Source organism: Rhodococcus sp. IEGM 1341 (genome assembly GCF_030056895.1).
In the GTDB taxonomy this organism is placed as follows: domain Bacteria; phylum Actinomycetota; class Actinomycetes; order Mycobacteriales; family Mycobacteriaceae; genus Rhodococcoides.
Map to the genome: position 1 here is coordinate 1,095,549 of NZ_JASHKV010000001.1, position 16,879 is coordinate 1,112,427.

Here is a 16,879-nt window from a genome sequence, read left to right on the forward strand (position 1 = left end):
CCACCGGTACGTCCGACGAGAAATAGAACGCTGCCCGACACCGTTGCAATTGAATGCGGCTCTTCGGCCGCGTGCTCGACGAACGAAAGGCTGGCCCCAACCGTGTCCGTACCTCTGTCCATCCTCGATCTCGCTCATGTGGGCGAGGGCGAAACAGTCCGCGACAGCTTCGATGCAAGCGTCACACTCGCTCAGCATGCCGAGAACTGGGGATACCGACGCATCTGGTACGCCGAGCACCACAACATGAAGACGATCGCGTCGTCGGCCACGTCGGTTCTCATCGGGCACGTCGCTGCCCACACCGAGCGCATCCGGCTCGGATCCGGCGGAATCATGCTTCCCAATCACGCGCCGCTGACCATCGCCGAGCAGTTCGGTACCTTGGCGACGCTGTACCCGGGACGGATCGATCTGGGGCTGGGCCGCGCACCCGGCAGTGACCAGGTGACGATGCGGGCGATGCGACGCGATCCCGCGTCGGCCGATCGCTTCCCGCAGGATGTCCAGGAACTGCAGGGCTACCTGTCGGAAGAGTCTCTGATCCCCGGAGTGAGCGCGACTCCCGGCGCAGGTACCGAGGTACCGCTGTACATCCTGGGGTCGTCGCTTTTCGGCGCACAGCTCGCCGCTGCACTCGGCCTGCCCTATGCCTTTGCCTCGCACTTCGCACCCGACGCCCTCGAGCAGGCCGTCGAGATCTACCGACGTGACTTCCGGCCCTCCGCTCAATTGTCCGAGCCACACCTGATCGTGGGCGTCAACGTGATCGCGGCCGATTCTCTGGCCGACGCACAGGCCCAGTTCCTCCGCACCAAGCGCAGCCGCGTCAGCCTCCTGCTCGGCCGCGGCCGGACCTTCACCGACGAGGAAGCCGACATGGTCCTCGAAGCGCCTGCGGGCCAACAGATCACGAAGATGACCAAGTACTCGGCCGTCGGCACTCCGGACATGGTGAAGGACTACCTCGACCGTTTCGCCGAACGCACGGGAGCGGACGAGCTGATCGTCGCGTCCGGTGTGTCCGACCGCGCATCGTGGCTTCGCTCGTTCGAGTTGCTCGCACAGGTGAGTGACCTGGTTCCTGCCTGACGGGGGCGCTGCGTCACCGGCAGATCCCGACGGGCGATTGCTTGTCGCCGCGATGTCGTAAGGTTTGGACACCGATGCCCACTGGGGCGGGCATCGGAACGTGAATCGAACGTATCCGGGGGGATATCCATGACACGCGCCGACAGCCGTCCATCGGCCGGCATTGCGCCGTCACGCACGGCACCTGCCGATCCGACACAGTCACCCGCCGCGTCGGACGTGGGTCGGCGGGCAGCGGGCGCGCAGTCCGTCTTCGCGCAGGAAGTCTGTCGGGTGACGGTGTTGGCCAGGTCCACGCAGGTGGACATGGCGCTGCCGGTGGACGTTCCGGTCTCGCTTCTCGTACCGGGAATCGTCGACCTGATTGCGGCGGGAGTGGAGCCTGCGGAACGACCCAGTAGAGCGGGAGTGGAGCCTGCGGGACGAGGAGAACCCCGCGACGGGGATCCCGCGTCGGATGGGTTGCCCGTGGCGTGGACGCTCGCACGGATCGGGTTCCCACCGTTGTCACCGACTGCGACGTTGGCGGAGCTGTCGGTGCGTGACGGTGAGTTGCTCGTGTTGGGTGTGGCCGAGCGGCCCGCGCCGGTTCCACTGTTCGACGACCTCATGTATTCCGTTGCGCGATCGGGTACCGACGATGTTCCGCACTGGACTGCGCGTACCGCGCGCACGGTGGGTTCGGTTGTCACCGGTGCGCTGGTGTTGCTGGCGTGCGCGGTCCTGTTACGTGGGCCGATCCGGGCCGGAGCCGAGCACGTCGGCAGTCTCGTCGAGGGGCTGGCTGCCGTCACTGCGTCGATTCTCTTCGCGATAGCGGGGGTGATTCTGGGGCGGATGTATCACCAGCACTCCGTCGCCGTCCTCTTCGGTGGATGCGCCGTCGCGCTGATGTTCACCGGCGGAACTGTGCTGGTACCCGGGCAGTTCGGCGCGGCTCAGCTGATGCTGGGTTCGGCCATGGCCGGTGCGACGGCTCTGCTGTCCCTTCGTATCGGCGGGACCGGGTTCGCACTGTTCACCGCTGCGATATCGGTGGCGCTTCTGACGTTCGCTGCCGCGGTGTGCGCATTGTTCACCACGATGGCACCACCGGCGATCGGTACTGCCGCGGCCCTCACCGGCCTGGCTGGAATCGCGCTCTCTGCCCGCGTGTCGATGATGCAGGCCAAATTGCCGCTTCCACCGGTCCCCACCGCGGGAGCACCGCTGGACACCGTCGAGGAAGCAGAACTCGACGCGATCTCGTTCGACGATCTGCAGGTCGCCGCGGCCGAAGCGCGTAGTTACCTGACCGGTCTGCTGTCGGCGTTCAGCGTCGCCGTGGTGGCGGGCGTGCTTGTCGCGGCGGGAGCCGATTCGGGAGATGGCGTCCGTTGGCCTGCGGTCGCGCTGGCGGCGCTGTGTGCGCTCGTCCTGCTGCTGCGTGGACGCACCTATGCCGTTGTGACGCATGCCGTTCCGCTGGTCGCAGGCGGAGCGACGATTCTGCTGGCGCTTCTCGTCGGTGCGGTCGTCGCACTGCCGGATCTCGTCCTCGCTCTGTTCGGGGTTGCACTGGCCGGCGCGGTGGCCTCGTCGATCTTCGGGGCATTCGTGCCCACACGCACGTACTCGCCGGTGATGCGGAGAGCGGCCGAACTACTCGAATACGCCGCCATCGCCCTGGTCATTCCGATCGCAGTCTGGGTGTGCGGTCTGTACAGCGTCGTCCGCGGGCTGTGACGCCGCACCGACGGCGAACGGTCGTCATCGCGGCGTTCACTGCTCTGTCGCTGTCGTTCGACGCAGTCTTCGGCGGGTATCCCGCACGCGCCGAACGTCCGGTGATCGACCCCTTCCAGCTACCTCCGCCGAGCGCTCCCGGCCCGCTCGAAGCCACGGAACAGAAGAACGCCTGCGCGCTGCCGTCCGCGACTGCCGACGCCCAGGACGTGCCGATCGCGCTGAAGGCGCTCGACTTCGCATCGGTCTGGCCCATCACCCGTGGGGCAGGTCAAGTGGTTGCCGTCATCGACACCGGCATCACCGCACATCCGCGCCTGCCGGGTCTGATCGCCGGCGGCGACTATGTCAGCGCAGGCGACGGGCTGTTCGACTGCGATGCACACGGAACGATGGTCGCCGGCCTGATCGCCGCACAGACCGCATCGGGCAGCGGATTCGCCGGAGGCGCGCCCGACGCACGCATACTGTCGATTCGTCAGTCCAGCAGTGTCTTTCAGATCGTCGACAACCGGCCCGAGGAGGAGAAGACAGCAGAGCCGGAGAACGCCGCGGGCTACGGCAACGTGCGCACCATGGCCATGGCCATCCGAACTGCGGTGGACTCGGGTGCCTCGGTCATCAACATCTCCGAGGTCGCCTGCGTGCCCGCCGGAGGCGGTGTGGCCGACGGTCCGCTCGGCGCGGCCGTGCAGTATGCCGTCCGAGAAAGAAATGTCGTCGTCGTCGCAGCAGCTGGAAATCTCGGCAGCGCTGCCTGCCAGGCACAGAACCCGATGACCGATCCGCTTCGGCCTGGTGCCGACCCGTGGGCGTCCATCGCGACCATCGCGACTCCGGCGTGGTTCGAAGACGTGTTGACTGTCGGTTCGGTCGAGTCGGACGGCACACCGTCTCCGTTCAGCCTGGCCGGTCCGTGGGTCGACGTCGCCGCTCCGGGCTCGAATATGACGTCGCTGTCGCCTACTGGCAACGGACTGGCGAACGGCACCCGGGGCACCGATGGCGTGATTCCCATGACCGGAACGAGTTTTGCGGCACCGCTGGTTGCCGGGGTTGCGGCGCTGGTGCGCTCCCACCGGCCCGAACTGTCGGCGCTGGAGGTGATCGATCGGATCGAACGAACGGCGCACGAGCCGGCCGAAGGGTGGAATCCCTTCGTCGGCCACGGCGTCGTCGATCCGCTTGCAGCGGTGACCGATTCGGTGACGCCCACCCCCCGGTCGGTTCCTGCGGACAGTGTTGCGATGAGTGCGCCGTTGCCGCCGCCCACGCCCGATCATCGCCCGCGGACCGCAGCGGTCACCGGTTCGGTGCTGGTGGCAGTGATCCTGGCACTCGGACTCGCGCTGTCGGTACCGCTGCGCCGACGCGGCAGAACCGACTGAGCCAGGCGCTACTCCGTCGGAAGTGCCGCGGCCTGCGGGTCGGGAGCAACACCGTCGTGCATCGTCAGGGCCTGGCCGCGCCCGAGAGTTGGCCCACTGCCGAGCAATTGGAGTATCTGCCAGGGCGCGGGTGCCGGCGGTCCGAACCCCAACGCCGACGCAGCCTCGGCACCGTCGACGCCGTAGCGCACTCCGGTATCGGCCACGAAGAAGACGCTGCCCTGACGTGTACTCGACGCGGAGATACCGGTACTGCGCACGAAACCGCCGCTACCGGGTGCCAGATAGACCTGGTCGACGGCGTCACCGCCACCATCGGCCTGAGCCAGCGCAACCGGTTGTGCATCTGCCTCCAGCGGCAGCCCGCGACCGGCGGACTCGACCAGTCGAGCCGAAGGCCCGCCGTCGGCAACTGCGAGTGGCTCCCACGTCAAGCAACCCACCGGGCGCTCCCCGGTATCGACGATCGTGGGAGCGGTCTCCGGAAACGTCGAAACCTCCAGCCCGAAGGACGTTTTGGGAGCATTCGCGAGCAGGTCGGGATTGACGGCTACGATTTCCGGACTGCCCTGCGAATCGGTGAATTTCAGGAGGAGGGCCGCAGTCTCGTTGATCGCTTGTATTCCGTCCTCGAGAACCACGTAGTACTGGACGTCGCGACCGGCGACCTTGACGACCGATCCGATCGTCCGGCCGTCGAACGGAAACGCAGGAGCCTCACCCGCTCGAGGCACGAACGGTGCTGCGACGGGGGGTGATTCGGGCACGGAATTGAGCAGACCGGCACTGACCGGAGATGGTGTCGCGTCCTCGAGTCCGAGTGCCCGGACCACTGCCCTGTTGTTCAGGTCGACCGGCGATTTGGTGCCGTCGTGCACGAGATAGGCAGTGCCGTCCGATGTCCAGAGGAACGCCTCGGAATCGGCGAGCGCAGCCGTGCTTTCACCGAAGCGAGGATCACCCACCACAACCGTTGTCGAGGTCACTCCCGTGATCCGGTCGACGGTGTCGCAGACGGTCCACGTTTCTGCGCTGCCGTCACTGTCGTGCGGTAGCGCAGACGGAGCACCGGGAATACCCACCAGCGCGCCGCGGGGTCGTGCGGACAATTCGGATTCCTTGACCGTCAACGGGTCGTCGGGCTTGCCTACGATCAATCGAGCCGACGCGAGATTGAGCACCGGATGGAACACGTCGTCCACTTTCACGAACATCGCGGCCGAATCCTTGCCCACCACGATCGACGCGTCGCCGATCTTGTCCTGCGGCCGAAACAGTGCCAGCGCAGCGCATCCCGCCAAGCCGATGCAGGCGACGACGACGCCCACGAGCAGTGCCCGCGACTGCGACTTCATCGGATCGTGCAGCATCCGAACGTCGCGTCTGATCAGTGCATGTTCCATTCTGCGGACGAGAAAGCGGTAACCGCCAACCTGCCACTTCGTTGTCGGCGTCGACGCCACGCTTCCTCCCCAGGATTGTGCGGACCCGATCCCCATTCGGGTCACGCGACACAGTACAGTTCGTCCGCACACCTCGGCGACCGCGTTGGCGTTCGTCGATGGGGCACTGCGACCTTCGGGGGGAGGGTTTCGATGACGCGTACCGGTCGGGCAGGGCGTGGGCGAGCCGCCGTTCCTTTCGTCGCGCCCACGGTGCGGCGGGTGATCTTGGCCGAGACCGCAGCCGTGGCGATCGGCTCGGCTCTGTTCGCGGCACAGGTGAGACCAGGGCTGACTCTGCTCGCTGTTGCGACGGTAGCGCTCGTTCCGTTCGTCGCCGTTCGGCGCAGATCGGTCGTGGACTGGGTCCGGACAATCTGGCGGTTCCTCGCCGATCGTGCCCCCGATGTCGGTGTGAGTACGGACCACACCGACACGGCAGTCGGCCCGGTCGGGGTCCACTGGCAGCGCGACACCGTCACCTGCACCATCGAGATCGTCCCGCCCGGGCACGCCACCACAGTCCTCGGCAAGGCGAGCGCCGAGACGCAACACACGCTTCCTGTCGACGCGTTGGCGTCGTGTCTGCGACAGCACGACATCGAGGTCTGCTCCATCGACGTCGTTGCACTCGGATTCCGCAGCTCGGCAGGCTCGGTCGCCACCGAGGTGTACGAGTCACTCATCGGTCCGCTACCGGCAGTAGCGGTGCGAACAGTCTGGGTGGCAGTCACTCTCGACCTGCGTGCGAATGCGCGTGCGATCGGGGCCAGAGGCGGAGGCAGGGCCGGGGCAGCCCGCGCCGCTGTCGTCGCGACCACTCGCGTACATCGCGCTCTGAACGCCCACGGGCTGTCCTCGCGACTGTTGACGAGCTCCGAACTACGATCGGCTGTGTTGCACCTGTGTCGGGGCGTGAGTATCGACGACCTCACCCAGACGTGGTCGACAGCACCCCTACCGGGTGCGTCGAGTACCGGCTTCGGAATCGATTGCAGCACAGTCACTGCCGAGGACATCGCGACCCTGTGGGCAACACCGTCCCTCGGAACGACGCTGTCCTTCCGCCTGCAACCGACCCACGACACCGGGAAGGTGCGCATCCATGGGTCGTGCAGATTCGCCACTCGAACACCGATCACGAAGCCTCGTGTACGCGCGCTGACCTCGATGAGCGGAAGTCAACGCGACGGCATCCTCGCCCAGCTCCCGCTGGCCCTACCCGCCCTGGATTCGTTGTCTCCCAGACGATTTCTCGACACAACGACGATGCACGAGCTGAAACTCCCGGTAAGCGGGTGCGGCCAGCTGTTGGGATCCGATGCTCACGGACACGGTGTCGCGGTGCGGCTGTTCGGACCGGGCCTGACGCGAGTTCGAATCGCCGGAGAGCTCTACCTCGCCCAGCAACTGATCTTCCGCGCCATCGCCACCGGTGCCAGGGTTCTCGTCCGCACGGATCGCCCGCACGCCTGGCGCGCGATCCTCGACGCCATCGGCGCACCCGATCGACTACTGGTCGACGGCACCACGACCCGATCCCGGCCGTCGTACGACGTGATCCTGATCGACTTCGCCGACGGTTCGGCACCGCCTGTGCAACAGGGACTTTCGGGCGTCACCATGATCTCGTTGTCCGAGCACCTACCGCGGACCGGCCGCCCCGAACAGGAGCGAAGCGTGCCTGAGCCGGATCTGACGATCGTCCAGCCCCATGCGTCGGGAGATCGAATTCGAGTCCGATCCGGTCCACTCGACGTCGAGCTGACATTGGTCACGATTCCGCAGGAGACGGCGTTCATCGGCCGCCCCAGGAGTCTGCGCCCCGCGGTTCGTGCATGACCGATTCTCAGCCGGGGTAGTCGGCGCGCCCACGAGCGCCGGCGACCGCATCGGCCCACCACTCCAGCTGATCGAGAAGACGCCCGAGAGCGTCGACGGCTGCGGCATCGTCGATCCGTCCCGACTCGTCGAACCGCTTGCGCACCCGGTGCAGCGACACGGCGTCTCGGACCGAGACCATGTGCAATTCGGCAGTGATCTGCCGCAGCTGTTCGGTCGCTCGAATCCCACCGCCCAGCCCGCCGTAGGAGACGAATCCCACCGGCTTGCCACGCCATTCGTACTTCACCGTGTCGAGCGCAGTCTTCAACGCACCGGGTACGCCGTGGTTGTACTCCGGAGTGACGAACACGAAGGCGTCGGCGGCACCTATGATCCCGGTGAAGCGTTCGGAGTCCTCGCACGGAACGAGAGAATTCGGTAACTCGAAATCGGCCAGGTCGACGTCCACCACCTCGACGGTGGTGCGTTCGGCTGCGACACCTCGAACCCAGGCCGCGACGGTCGGTCCCACTCGACCGGCACGCACACTACCGACGACGATGGCGAGCTGTATCGGCTGCATCGCTCCGACACTAGACCCGGTGACGCTCGGTCAGCCCTCTCCCCCACAGCAACCGCCGCCGGTGATCGCCGAGCGCACTTCTCGGGTGGCCGCGTTCCGAGCGGCCAGCTCGTCGGCCGGCGGGTAGTCGACTCCAACCAAGGACAAGCCGTGCGCCGGAGCCACCGCCACCTCGCTCGCCCGCTCGCGCCGAGTCAACAATGACCGCGCCCAGTCGGGAGTTCGACGCCCTTCCCCCACGGCCTGCATGGCACCGACGAGGCTACGGACCATCGACCAGCAGAATGCGTCGGCGCTGACGTATGCGGTGAGACGATCGCCGTCGCGCTCCCAGTCGAAGCGCTGCAGTTCCCGAACGGTGGTGGCACCGTCACGTCGCTTGCAGAACGCGGCGAAATCGTGCAGACCGACCAATCCCACGGATGCCTCACGCATCGCACCCAGATCGATGGGCCTGGGCCAGGAGACGACACCGGCGACATCGAGGGGGTCGACACCGTATGGCGCAGTGCCGAAACGATATTCGTAGTGCCTGCGGTATGCCGAGAATCGCGCGTCGAAATCACGGGAGACGGCGGTGATGGCCCGCACTCGAACATCGGTGGGTAGAAACCGGGCCATTCGGCGGACCAGTCGGTCGTGATCGTCGGGAACGTCGACGGCGTCGAAGTGCGCCACCTGTCCCGTCGCATGGACTCCCGCGTCGGTTCGTCCCGCCACGGTCAGCTCTACCGATTGCCGCAGCACCGTGGAGAAGGCTTCTTCGAGCACTCCGCAGACGGTGCGGATACCCGGTTGGCGCGCCCACCCGGAGAATCTCGTGCCGTCGTACGAGATGTCGAGCCGAAATCTGGTGGGGACCGACAAAGCGGGCCCGCCTTCCCCTGGGGGAATGGCGGGCCCGCTTCGATCGTGCGCGGAGCTCAAAAGGACTAGTCCTTCTTGGCTTCCTCGGCCTCGGGGGCGTCCGACGCGTGTGCGTCGTTGTCCTCGATGCCTTCGATGACTGCGTCGGCGTTGGCCACCTCGGCGTCGGTCGCGTCGGCTTCGACAGCCTCGACGACGTTCTCGTCGGTCGCGTCCTCGGCCGGAGCCTCGGTTGCGGCGGGAGCAGCCTGCGAAGCCTTCACGCGGCGAGCGCGATCGGCTTCGTTGGACACCGTCTGCTCGTTGACGAGCTCGATGATGGCCATCGGCGAGTTGTCACCCTTGCGGGGGACGGTCTTGATGATGCGCGTGTAGCCACCGTCGCGATCGGCGAAGAAAGGCCCGATCTCGGCGAACAGCTTGTGCACGACATCTTTGTTGTTGATCGTCTTGAGAACCTCACGACGATGCGCCAGATCACCCTTTTTGGCGTGGGTGACGAGCTTCTCGGCGTGGGGACGAAGGCGCTTGGCCTTCGACTCGGTGGTGGTGATGCGGCCGTGCTCGAAGAGTGACGTCGCCAGGTTGGCCAGGATGGCCTTCTGGTGCGACGCCGACCCGCCGAGACGGCGGCCCTTGGTGGGCTTGGGCATGATGAATCTCCTAGTAAGAGCTCCAGCGAGCTGATTACAGCTGTTCTGTCTCGGCGTAGTCCTGCTCGGCACCTTCGGTGTCGCTGAAGGAGCCGGCGTCGGTGTCACTCCACGTGCCCGTGGTGGCGTCGTAGCCAGGCACGGTGCTCGGATCGAACGACGCGGGGCTGTCCTTGAGGGAGAGGCCGAGCGAATGCAGCTTGACCTTCACCTCATCGATGGACTTCTGCCCGAAGTTACGGATGTCGAGCAGATCGGACTCGGTACGACCAACCAACTCGCCGACGGTGTGAACACCCTCGCGCTTGAGGCAGTTGTAGGAACGGACGGTGAGGTCCAGATCCTCGATGGGGAGTCCGAAGGAAGCAATGTGATCGGCCTCGGCGGGCGAGGGTCCGATCTCGATGCCTTCTGCTTCGACGTTCAGCTCACGGGCGAGGCCGAAGAGCTCAACCAGGGTCTTGCCCGCCGAAGCGAGCGCGTCCCGCGCGGTGATGGAATTCTTGGTCTCCACGTCGAGAACGAGCCGATCGAAGTCGGTGCGCTGTTCGACGCGAGTGGCCTCCACCTTGTAGGTGACCTTGAGCACGGGTGAGTAGATCGAGTCGACCGGAATACGGCCGATCTCGGCACCCGAAGCCTTGTTCTGAACGGCGGGGACGTAGCCGCGACCGCGCTCGACTACGAGCTCGATCTCCAACTTGCCCTTGTCGTTCAGGGTCGCGATGTGCAGATCGGGGTTGTTCACCGTGACGCCGGCCGGGGGCACGATGTCGCCTGCGGTCACAGCGCCGGGGCCCTGCTTGCGGACGTACATGGTGACCGGTTCGTCTTCTTCGGAGCTCACCACGAGGCCCTTGAGGTTCAGGATGATGTCGGTGACATCTTCCTTGACTCCGGGGACGGTGGTGAATTCGTGGAGGACGCCGTCGATACGGATGCTGGTGACAGCAGCGCCGGGGATCGACGACAGCAGGGTGCGGCGGAGCGAGTTGCCGAGTGTGTAACCGAAGCCGGGCTCGAGCGGCTCGATGACGAATTTCGAGCGGTTGTCGGCGATGACCTCTTCGGTCAGCGTCGGGCGCTGTGAAATGAGCATTGTGTGTTCCTCCTGTACGGGCGTCCGCTATTTGACGCCCACGTGTGGAGGCGAAGACGCATGTGAGCCTCACGGGGAGACTCACATGCGTGCTGCGCCTTACTTCGAGTAGTACTCGACGATGAGCTGCTCCTGGAGCGGCACGTCGATCTGTGCGCGCTCCGGCAACCGGTGCACCAGGATGCGAAGACGGTTGGGGACGACCTGCAGCCACGGGGCGACGGGACGGTCGCCGTAGCTTTCGCGGGCGATCTGGATCGGCAGAGTCTGTGCCGACTTCTCACGCACGTCGATGATGTCGTACTGCGAGACGCGGTAGCTGGGGATGTCGACGCGCTTGTTGTTCACCAGGAAGTGACCGTGCGTGACCAGCTGACGGGCCTGACGACGCGTGCGTGCCAGTCCGGCGCGGTAGACGACGTTGTCGAGACGACTCTCGAGGATGGTCAGCAGGTTCTCGCCGGTCTTGCCGACCGTCCTGTTGGCTTCCTTGTAGTACAGACGAAACTGCTTCTCCATGACGCCGTAGGTGAAGCGAGCCTTCTGCTTCTCCTGCAGCTGGAGCAGGTACTCGCTCTCCTTGATCCGCGCGCGGCCGTGCTGGCCGGGCGGGTAGGGACGACGCTCGAACGCCTGGTCGCCTCCGACGAGGTCGACGCGCAGACGACGCGACTTGCGGGTGATAGGACCGGTATAACGTGCCATTTTCTAAACCTTTCCTTCCCGCTAGACCCGACGCCGCTTGGGCGGACGGCAGCCGTTGTGCGGCTGAGGGGTGACATCGGAGATGGTGCCGACCTCGAGGCCAGCGGCCTGAAGCGAGCGGATCGCGGTCTCACGGCCGGAGCCGGGACCCTTGACGAACACGTCGACCTTCTTGACGCCGTGCTCCTGTGCCTTGCGCGCAGCGTTCTCGGCTGCGAGCTGTGCGGCGAACGGAGTCGACTTGCGCGAGCCCTTGAAGCCCACGTGTCCCGAGGACGCCCACGAGATGACGTTTCCGGCGGGGTCGGTGATCGACACGATCGTGTTGTTGAACGTGCTCTTGATGTGCGCAGATCCGTGCGGGACGTTCTTCTTGTCCCTGCGACGCGTCTTCTGCGCCTTCTTCGGACCGGTACCGCGTGCTTTGGGGGGCATTACTTCGCCTTCTTCTTGCCGGCAATGGTGCGCTTGGGTCCCTTACGGGTACGCGCATTGGTCTTGGTGCGCTGTCCACGGACGGGCAGACCACGACGGTGGCGAAGACCCTGGTAGCAGCCGATTTCGATCTTGCGACGGATGTCGGCCTGAACCTCGCGGCGCAGGTCGCCCTCGACCTTGAGGGACTCGTTGATGTAATCGCTGAGCTTGCGCAGATCGTCGTCGCCGAGATCCTTGCTTCGCAGGTCGGGGCTGACGCCCGTCGCTGTGAGGATTTCCTTGGAGCGGGTACGGCCGACGCCGTAGATGTAAGTCAGTGCGATCTCCATGCGCTTTTCGCGCGGCAGATCCACACCTGCGAGACGTGCCATGTGGCATTTCCTTTTCTTGTCCGGAGGTCTGCTCCCAGTCCGTCCCCTGTGTCCTTCTCACCGCTGGGGTGTGAAGCGTCTTTCAACTAACTCAGTGGGGCCCCGGCCTCCGTGCCGGGGGTCTGCCGCGACGCGTGTGTCGCGGTTGGTGCTGGGAGGTCATCTTCTAGCTGTTGCCAAGCCGACGTGCGAAATGCTCGGTGGTTATCCCTGACGCTGCTTGTGACGCAGGTTGTCGCAGATCACCATGACGCGTCCGTTACGACGAATCACCTTGCACTTTTCGCAGATCTTCTTGACGCTCGGCTGAACCTTCACGTCGTTGATCTCCTGTGTGTAGCTCGGCCCCGCTGCGTGCAGTGGCCCCGAGCATGGTTCTCCCCGACCGGACGTGGCCGGGGAAGCTCTTACTTGTAGCGGTAAACGATGCGTCCACGCGTGAGGTCGTAGGGCGAAAGCTCCACCACGACGCGATCCTCGGGAAGGATGCGGATGTAGTGCTGACGCATCTTTCCGCTGATGTGAGCGAGTACCTTGTGGCCGTTTTCGAGCTCAATGCGAAACATCGCATTGGGCAGCGGTTCGACAACTCGGCCCTCTACCTCGATAGCACCGTCTTTCTTGGCCATATCCTCCGCGATCCTGGCTCTCACACCTGGTTGATTGCATCTGTTTCCGTTACCGTGATGCCCACTGACCGACCCGAATCAACGGGTCGACGTATCGCCGGAACGGTTCGCAGCCCACCAGGGCACGCGAACATCCGGTACGCAGGGCGCACCGTCGATCCATGCTACCGGGTAATGCACGTCTGGCCAAATGCGTCCAGTGTCCATACTCCAGGTCAACGTTTGCCCCAGTTCGATTTCCTGAGCTAACGTTCCGCCGGGCTGCATCACAGCCGCACAACCACTGGCCGTACCGACTGCGTTCGCAGCGGCGGCCGTGTCCGCGAAGACGACTACGAGGCACCCCTCTTGAGATCAGACACGCGCGCCGGAGACCCGGTCGTATCCGTCATCATCCCAATTCACAACGCCAAGGACGTTCTCGACGATCAACTGCGAGCTCTCGCTCGACAGGACTACGAGCATCCGTTCACGGTGATCATCAGCGACAACGGCTCGACCGACGGCCTTCGCGAACACATCGACAGCCATCACCTTCGTGGCGCTCTGGACCTGAGATACGTCGATGCTGCGGGAACCCCGGGGGCATCGTTCGCACGCAACCGGGGTGCAGACGCCGCCCGCAGCGAATTGCTTGCATTCTGCGACGCGGACGACGCGGTGCACCCGAGCTGGCTCCGACGCATCGTTACGGGCCTCGACGAGTACGACCTCGTGGGTACCGGCCTGGAGACGGAGACACTGAACTCCGTTGCCACGCGAGCATCGACGCCTTTCGCACCGCCCACGGATCAGGGAAAGTCGACATTCCTGCCGTTCGTCATCGGTGCCAGCATGGCGTGCCGCAGATCGACCTACCGTCAGCTCGGCGGCATGCTCGAATACGTACACGCCAGCGAGGACATGGAATTCTCGTGGCGCGCACAGCACGCGGGCCGTCGGTTGCACTTCATCGCCGAACCGCTGGTCTCCTACCGACTGCGCACCGGCCACCGGGAGAACTGGAAACAAGCAGGCGCTTTGGGATACGGATCGGCTCACGTGCGCGGCCTCTACCGAGCACACGGCTGCCCACCCTTCCGAGCCCGCTCGATCTCCGTCGCCCTGCTGATGCTCGGCGTACGGAACCCACTGCTTCCGACTGCCGTGACCAGGATGCCCACTCGACTCTGGCTACGTCTGGTGGCTGCGCACCTCGGCCTGCTCCGTGGCGGTCGACGCTACGGATCGTTGGCCTGGTGACCCTGACCGGATCCGACCCTAACTGGGTCGCAGGGTCAGAATGCGCGGCCCGTCCTCGGTGACGGCAACGGTGTGTTCCCAGTGCGCGGATCGGGATCCGTCGGTGGTCACGACCGTCCACCCGTCGTCGAGAATGTCGGTGTCGTACGTTCCGAGGGTCAGCATGGGCTCGATCGCGAGGGTGGATCCGACCACCAACTCCGGCCCCTTGCCGGGCGCACCCTCGTTCGCAAGGAACGGGTCCATGTGCATTTCACGGCCGATGCCGTGACCGCCGTATCCGTCGACGATTCCGTACTTGCGGCCGTGTGCCTGCTCGGCCGCGTGGGTTCCGGATTCGATGGCGTGCGAGACGTCCGTGAGCCGGTTGCCGGGAAGCATCGCGGCGATACCGGCTTCCATCGACAGCCGCGTCGCCTCGCTCAGCATCGCATCGGCCTCGATGATGTCGCCGACACCGAACGTCCACGCAGAGTCTCCGTGCCAACCGTCGAGAACTGCCCCACAGTCGATGGACACCAGGTCGCCTGCGACCAGCAGCTCATCCGCCGACGGAATGCCGTGCACCACACGGTCGTTCACCGACGAGCAGATGCTGCCGGTGAAGCCGTGATACCCGAGGAACGACGGCACAGCGCCGGCGTCGCGAATGACCGCCTCGGCCACTCGGTCCAGCTCGAGAGTCGAGACACCGGGTACCGCCGCTGCCCGAACGGCAACCAGAGCAGCGCCGACGACCGCACCGGCCGCAGCCATGGCGTCGAGTTCACCTGCGCTGCGGAACGGCACGACCTTGCGTTTACGGCCGAACGCCATTACTTGCCGTGGTCCTCGATGGACTTCAGCGCGCGAGCGTTGACCTCGTCCACCTCACCGATCGCGTCGACCGTCACGAGTTGACCCTCGTAGTAGTCGAGCAGCGGCGCGGTCTCGTCCCGGTACACCTTGAGTCGGTTCCGGATGACGTCTTCCTTGTCGTCCTCGCGTCCACGCGAGAGCATGCGTTCGACGACGACGTCCTCGTCGACGGCGAAGGAGAGTACTGCGTCGAGCTCGGCGTTCAGATCCGCCAGGATGCCGACCAGCGCCTCGGCCTGACCCACCGAACGCGGGAAGCCGTCGAGCAGGAAGCCGTTCACCGCGTCGGGCTCGGCGAGGCGACTGCGGACCATGTCGATGGTCAGCTCACTGGGAACAAGGTCGCCTGCATCGAGGTACTTCTTCGCTTCGAGTCCGAGCGCCGTCTTCTCACCGATGTTCGCGCGAAACAGGTCGCCGGTGGAGATGTGCGGAACGCCCAGCTTCTCGGACAGGAGGACGGCCTGGGTGCCTTTGCCGGCACCGGGGGGACCGAGCAGAACAAGTCTCACTTGAGGAACCCTTCGTAGTTACGCTGCATCAGCTGGCTTTCGATTTGCTTCACGGTATCCAAGCCCACGCTGACCATGATCAGAACGGCGGTGCCGCCGAACGGCAGGTTCTGTCCTCCACCCGAACTTCCGATGTCGAGGAACAGGTTCGGGAGCACGGCAATGGTGCCCAGGTAGACCGCACCCGGCAACGTGATGCGACTGAGGACGTAGTTCAGATAGTCGGCGGTCGGCTTGCCCGGACGGATGCCCGGGATGAACCCGCCGAACTTCTTCATTTCGTCGGCGCGCTCTTCGGGGTTGAACGTGATCGCCACGTAGAAGTACGTGAAGAAGACGATCAGACCGAAGAAGATCGCGATGTACACCGGGTTTGCGGGGTTCACCAGGTACTCGTTGATGATGCGCTGCCACCAACTCGGGTCGACCGCGGTGCTCGCCGAGGTGAGCTGGGCGATGAGGTTCGGCAGGTACAGCAGCGAGGACGCGAAGATCACCGGGATGACGCCGGCCTGGTTGACCTTGAGCGGAAGGTACGTGGACGAGCCGCCGTACATCTTCCGACCGACCATGCGCTTGGCGTACTGGACGGGAATTCGGCGCTGACCCTGCTCGACGAAGACCACGCCGGTGATGATCAGGAACGCTGCGAAACAGACGAAACCGAACACCAATCCGCCGCGGCTCTCGAGGATCGAGTTGCCCTCGGACGGGATACGCGAGGCGATTCCGGCGAAGATGAGCAGCGACATGCCGTTGCCGACGCCGCGCTCGGTGATGACCTCACCGAACCACATGACGACGGCTGCACCGGCGGTCATGACGAGCACGATGATGACGAGGCCGAAGATGGACTGGTCGGCGATGATGTCCTGCTGGCAGCCCTGAAGCAGCTGGCCGCGCGAAGCGAGTGCCACCAGGCCGGTCGCCTGCAGGATGGCCAAGGCGATCGACAGATAACGCGTGTACTGCGTCATCTTGGCCTGCCCCGACTGGCCCTCCTTACGGAGTTCCTCGAACTTCGGGATGACGACGGTGAGCAGCTGCACGATGATGCTGGCGGTGATGTACGGCATGATGCCGATCGCGAACACCGAGAGCTGAAGGAGCGCTCCACCGGAGAACAGGTTGATCAACGAGTAGATGCCCGCCGAGTCTCCACCGGAGACCTGGTCGATGCATGCTCGGACATTGGCGTAGTCGACGCCCGGCGACGGCAGCGTGGCACCGAAGCGATACAGGGCGACCAGACCGAGCGTGAAGAGGATCTTCCGTCTCAGGTCAGGAGTCCTGAGGGCCGACACGAAGGCGGAAAGCAAAGATCCTCCTGGCACGACTGCATTGACGCTGCGAGTACTTCGTCGGGAGCGCAAACCGGTGCTCCCGTGAGCCTCACGAGCATGGACTGCAAGCGACATGCGTCGCCCGCATCGAAACGAACTTCTGTGAAC

Annotated in this window: 18 protein-coding genes; 5 read left to right on the forward strand and 13 right to left on the reverse strand. The window is 65.1% G+C overall.

Translation table 11 applies throughout. From position 1 onward, the window contains the following. Positions 1–102: 102 nt before the first annotated feature. The 3 genes from QM615_RS04940 to mycP all read left to right on the forward strand — a co-directional run bounded on the left by QM615_RS04940 (position 103) and on the right by mycP (position 4,205). The gene (locus QM615_RS04940) at positions 103–1,092 is read left to right on the forward strand and encodes an LLM class flavin-dependent oxidoreductase (protein WP_068283870.1); all 990 of its coding nucleotides are present in this window, start codon (positions 103–105) and stop codon (positions 1,090–1,092) included. A gap of 129 nt (positions 1,093–1,221) precedes the next feature. Next, positions 1,222–2,817: a type VII secretion integral membrane protein EccD gene (eccD, locus tag QM615_RS04945; protein WP_149405349.1), complete on the forward strand. Its 1,596-nt coding sequence runs from the start codon at positions 1,222–1,224 to the stop codon at positions 2,815–2,817. Next, complete coding sequence (gene mycP / locus QM615_RS04950) at positions 2,784–4,205, forward strand: type VII secretion-associated serine protease mycosin (RefSeq protein WP_410482222.1); 1,422 nt, start codon at positions 2,784–2,786, stop codon at positions 4,203–4,205. The genes eccD and mycP overlap by 34 nt, the downstream gene beginning before the upstream one ends. An 8-nt stretch (positions 4,206–4,213) precedes the next feature. Here mycP and eccB read toward each other — a convergent pair whose 3' ends face one another. Further along, positions 4,214–5,668, reverse strand: a complete 1,455-nt coding sequence (gene eccB / locus QM615_RS04955; RefSeq protein ID WP_149405348.1) for a type VII secretion protein EccB — start codon at positions 5,666–5,668, stop codon at positions 4,214–4,216. A 132-nt stretch (positions 5,669–5,800) separates the two neighbouring features. Here eccB and eccE point away from each other — a divergent pair, with 132 nt between their 5' ends. Then, a complete protein-coding gene (gene eccE / locus QM615_RS04960) occupies positions 5,801–7,489 on the forward strand; it encodes a type VII secretion protein EccE (protein ID WP_188078556.1) in 1,689 nt (562 codons plus the stop codon). A gap of 7 nt (positions 7,490–7,496) precedes the next feature. On the opposite strand, the gene QM615_RS04965 is transcribed toward eccE, so the two are convergent. The 9 genes from QM615_RS04965 to infA form a co-directional block, all read right to left on the reverse strand. Further along, entirely contained in the window at positions 7,497–8,054 is a 558-nt protein-coding gene (locus QM615_RS04965; protein ID WP_068051320.1) for an NADPH-dependent FMN reductase, read from the reverse strand. 30 nt (positions 8,055–8,084) lie between these two features. Further along, positions 8,085–8,981 carry a tRNA pseudouridine(38-40) synthase TruA gene (gene truA, locus QM615_RS04970; RefSeq protein ID WP_149405347.1) on the reverse strand — a complete coding sequence of 299 codons (897 nt, stop codon included), beginning with the start codon at positions 8,979–8,981 and terminating at the stop codon, positions 8,085–8,087. 5 nt (positions 8,982–8,986) lie between these two features. Further along, positions 8,987–9,574 carry a 50S ribosomal protein L17 gene (rplQ, locus tag QM615_RS04975; protein ID WP_068051325.1) on the reverse strand — a complete coding sequence of 196 codons (588 nt, stop codon included), beginning with the start codon at positions 9,572–9,574 and terminating at the stop codon, positions 8,987–8,989. A gap of 34 nt (positions 9,575–9,608) precedes the next feature. Continuing rightward, positions 9,609–10,673, reverse strand: a complete 1,065-nt coding sequence (locus QM615_RS04980) for a DNA-directed RNA polymerase subunit alpha (RefSeq protein WP_008718222.1) — start codon at positions 10,671–10,673, stop codon at positions 9,609–9,611. A 99-nt stretch (positions 10,674–10,772) separates the two neighbouring features. Then, on the reverse strand, positions 10,773–11,378 hold the full coding sequence (rpsD, locus tag QM615_RS04985) for a 30S ribosomal protein S4 (protein WP_032397528.1): 606 nt from the start codon (positions 11,376–11,378) through the stop codon (positions 10,773–10,775). A 21-nt stretch (positions 11,379–11,399) separates the two neighbouring features. Then, positions 11,400–11,813, reverse strand: coding sequence for a 30S ribosomal protein S11 (rpsK, locus tag QM615_RS04990; RefSeq protein WP_027496331.1), 414 nt, complete (start codon positions 11,811–11,813; stop codon positions 11,400–11,402). After that, positions 11,813–12,187 (reverse strand): 30S ribosomal protein S13, encoded by a 375-nt coding sequence (gene rpsM / locus QM615_RS04995; RefSeq protein WP_008718227.1) that lies wholly within the window; start codon positions 12,185–12,187, stop codon positions 11,813–11,815. Before rpsM ends, rpsK begins: the two co-directional genes overlap by 1 nt. Positions 12,188–12,391: 204 nt before the next feature. Continuing rightward, positions 12,392–12,505, reverse strand: coding sequence for a 50S ribosomal protein L36 (rpmJ, locus tag QM615_RS05000; RefSeq protein ID WP_025347279.1), 114 nt, complete (start codon positions 12,503–12,505; stop codon positions 12,392–12,394). An 89-nt stretch (positions 12,506–12,594) separates the two neighbouring features. Further along, the gene (gene infA, locus QM615_RS05005) at positions 12,595–12,816 is read right to left on the reverse strand and encodes a translation initiation factor IF-1 (RefSeq protein ID WP_005140011.1); all 222 of its coding nucleotides are present in this window, start codon (positions 12,814–12,816) and stop codon (positions 12,595–12,597) included. 348 nt (positions 12,817–13,164) lie between these two features. On the opposite strand from infA, the gene QM615_RS05010 reads away from it, so the two are divergent. Continuing rightward, a complete protein-coding gene (locus tag QM615_RS05010; protein ID WP_188078555.1) occupies positions 13,165–14,058 on the forward strand; it encodes a glycosyltransferase family 2 protein in 894 nt (297 codons plus the stop codon). Positions 14,059–14,076: 18 nt separating this feature from the next. Here QM615_RS05010 and map read toward each other — a convergent pair whose 3' ends face one another. The 3 genes from map to secY are packed head-to-tail and all read right to left on the reverse strand — an operon-like array spanning position 14,077 to position 16,747. After that, the gene (gene map, locus QM615_RS05015; RefSeq protein WP_032397529.1) at positions 14,077–14,874 is read right to left on the reverse strand and encodes a type I methionyl aminopeptidase; all 798 of its coding nucleotides are present in this window, start codon (positions 14,872–14,874) and stop codon (positions 14,077–14,079) included. After that, complete coding sequence (locus QM615_RS05020) at positions 14,874–15,428, reverse strand: adenylate kinase (protein WP_094639134.1); 555 nt, start codon at positions 15,426–15,428, stop codon at positions 14,874–14,876. The genes map and QM615_RS05020 overlap by 1 nt, the downstream gene beginning before the upstream one ends. Continuing rightward, positions 15,425–16,747 (reverse strand): preprotein translocase subunit SecY, encoded by a 1,323-nt coding sequence (gene secY / locus QM615_RS05025; RefSeq protein ID WP_032397531.1) that lies wholly within the window; start codon positions 16,745–16,747, stop codon positions 15,425–15,427. The genes QM615_RS05020 and secY overlap by 4 nt, the downstream gene beginning before the upstream one ends. Positions 16,748–16,879 lie beyond the last annotated feature (132 nt).

Excerpts from the sequence above, each read along its gene's own strand:
- eccE (WP_188078556.1), top strand. The coding sequence starts at position 5,801 with ATGACGCGTACCGGTCGGGCAGGGCGTGGGCGAGCCGCCGTTCCTTTC.
- QM615_RS04980 (WP_008718222.1), bottom strand. The coding sequence starts at position 10,673 with ATGCTCATTTCACAGCGCCCGACGCTGACCGAAGAGGTCATCGCCGAC.
- eccD (WP_149405349.1), top strand. The coding sequence starts at position 1,222 with ATGACACGCGCCGACAGCCGTCCATCGGCCGGCATTGCGCCGTCACGC.
- rplQ (WP_068051325.1), bottom strand. The coding sequence starts at position 9,574 with ATGCCCAAGCCCACCAAGGGCCGCCGTCTCGGCGGGTCGGCGTCGCAC.
- infA (WP_005140011.1), bottom strand. The coding sequence starts at position 12,816 with ATGGCCAAGAAAGACGGTGCTATCGAGGTAGAGGGCCGAGTTGTCGAA.
- map (WP_032397529.1), bottom strand. The coding sequence starts at position 14,874 with ATGGCGTTCGGCCGTAAACGCAAGGTCGTGCCGTTCCGCAGCGCAGGT.
- rpsD (WP_032397528.1), bottom strand. The coding sequence starts at position 11,378 with ATGGCACGTTATACCGGTCCTATCACCCGCAAGTCGCGTCGTCTGCGC.
- rpsM (WP_008718227.1), bottom strand. The coding sequence starts at position 12,187 with ATGGCACGTCTCGCAGGTGTGGATCTGCCGCGCGAAAAGCGCATGGAG.
- rpsK (WP_027496331.1), bottom strand. The coding sequence starts at position 11,813 with ATGCCCCCCAAAGCACGCGGTACCGGTCCGAAGAAGGCGCAGAAGACG.
- QM615_RS04965 (WP_068051320.1), bottom strand. The coding sequence starts at position 8,054 with ATGCAGCCGATACAGCTCGCCATCGTCGTCGGTAGTGTGCGTGCCGGT.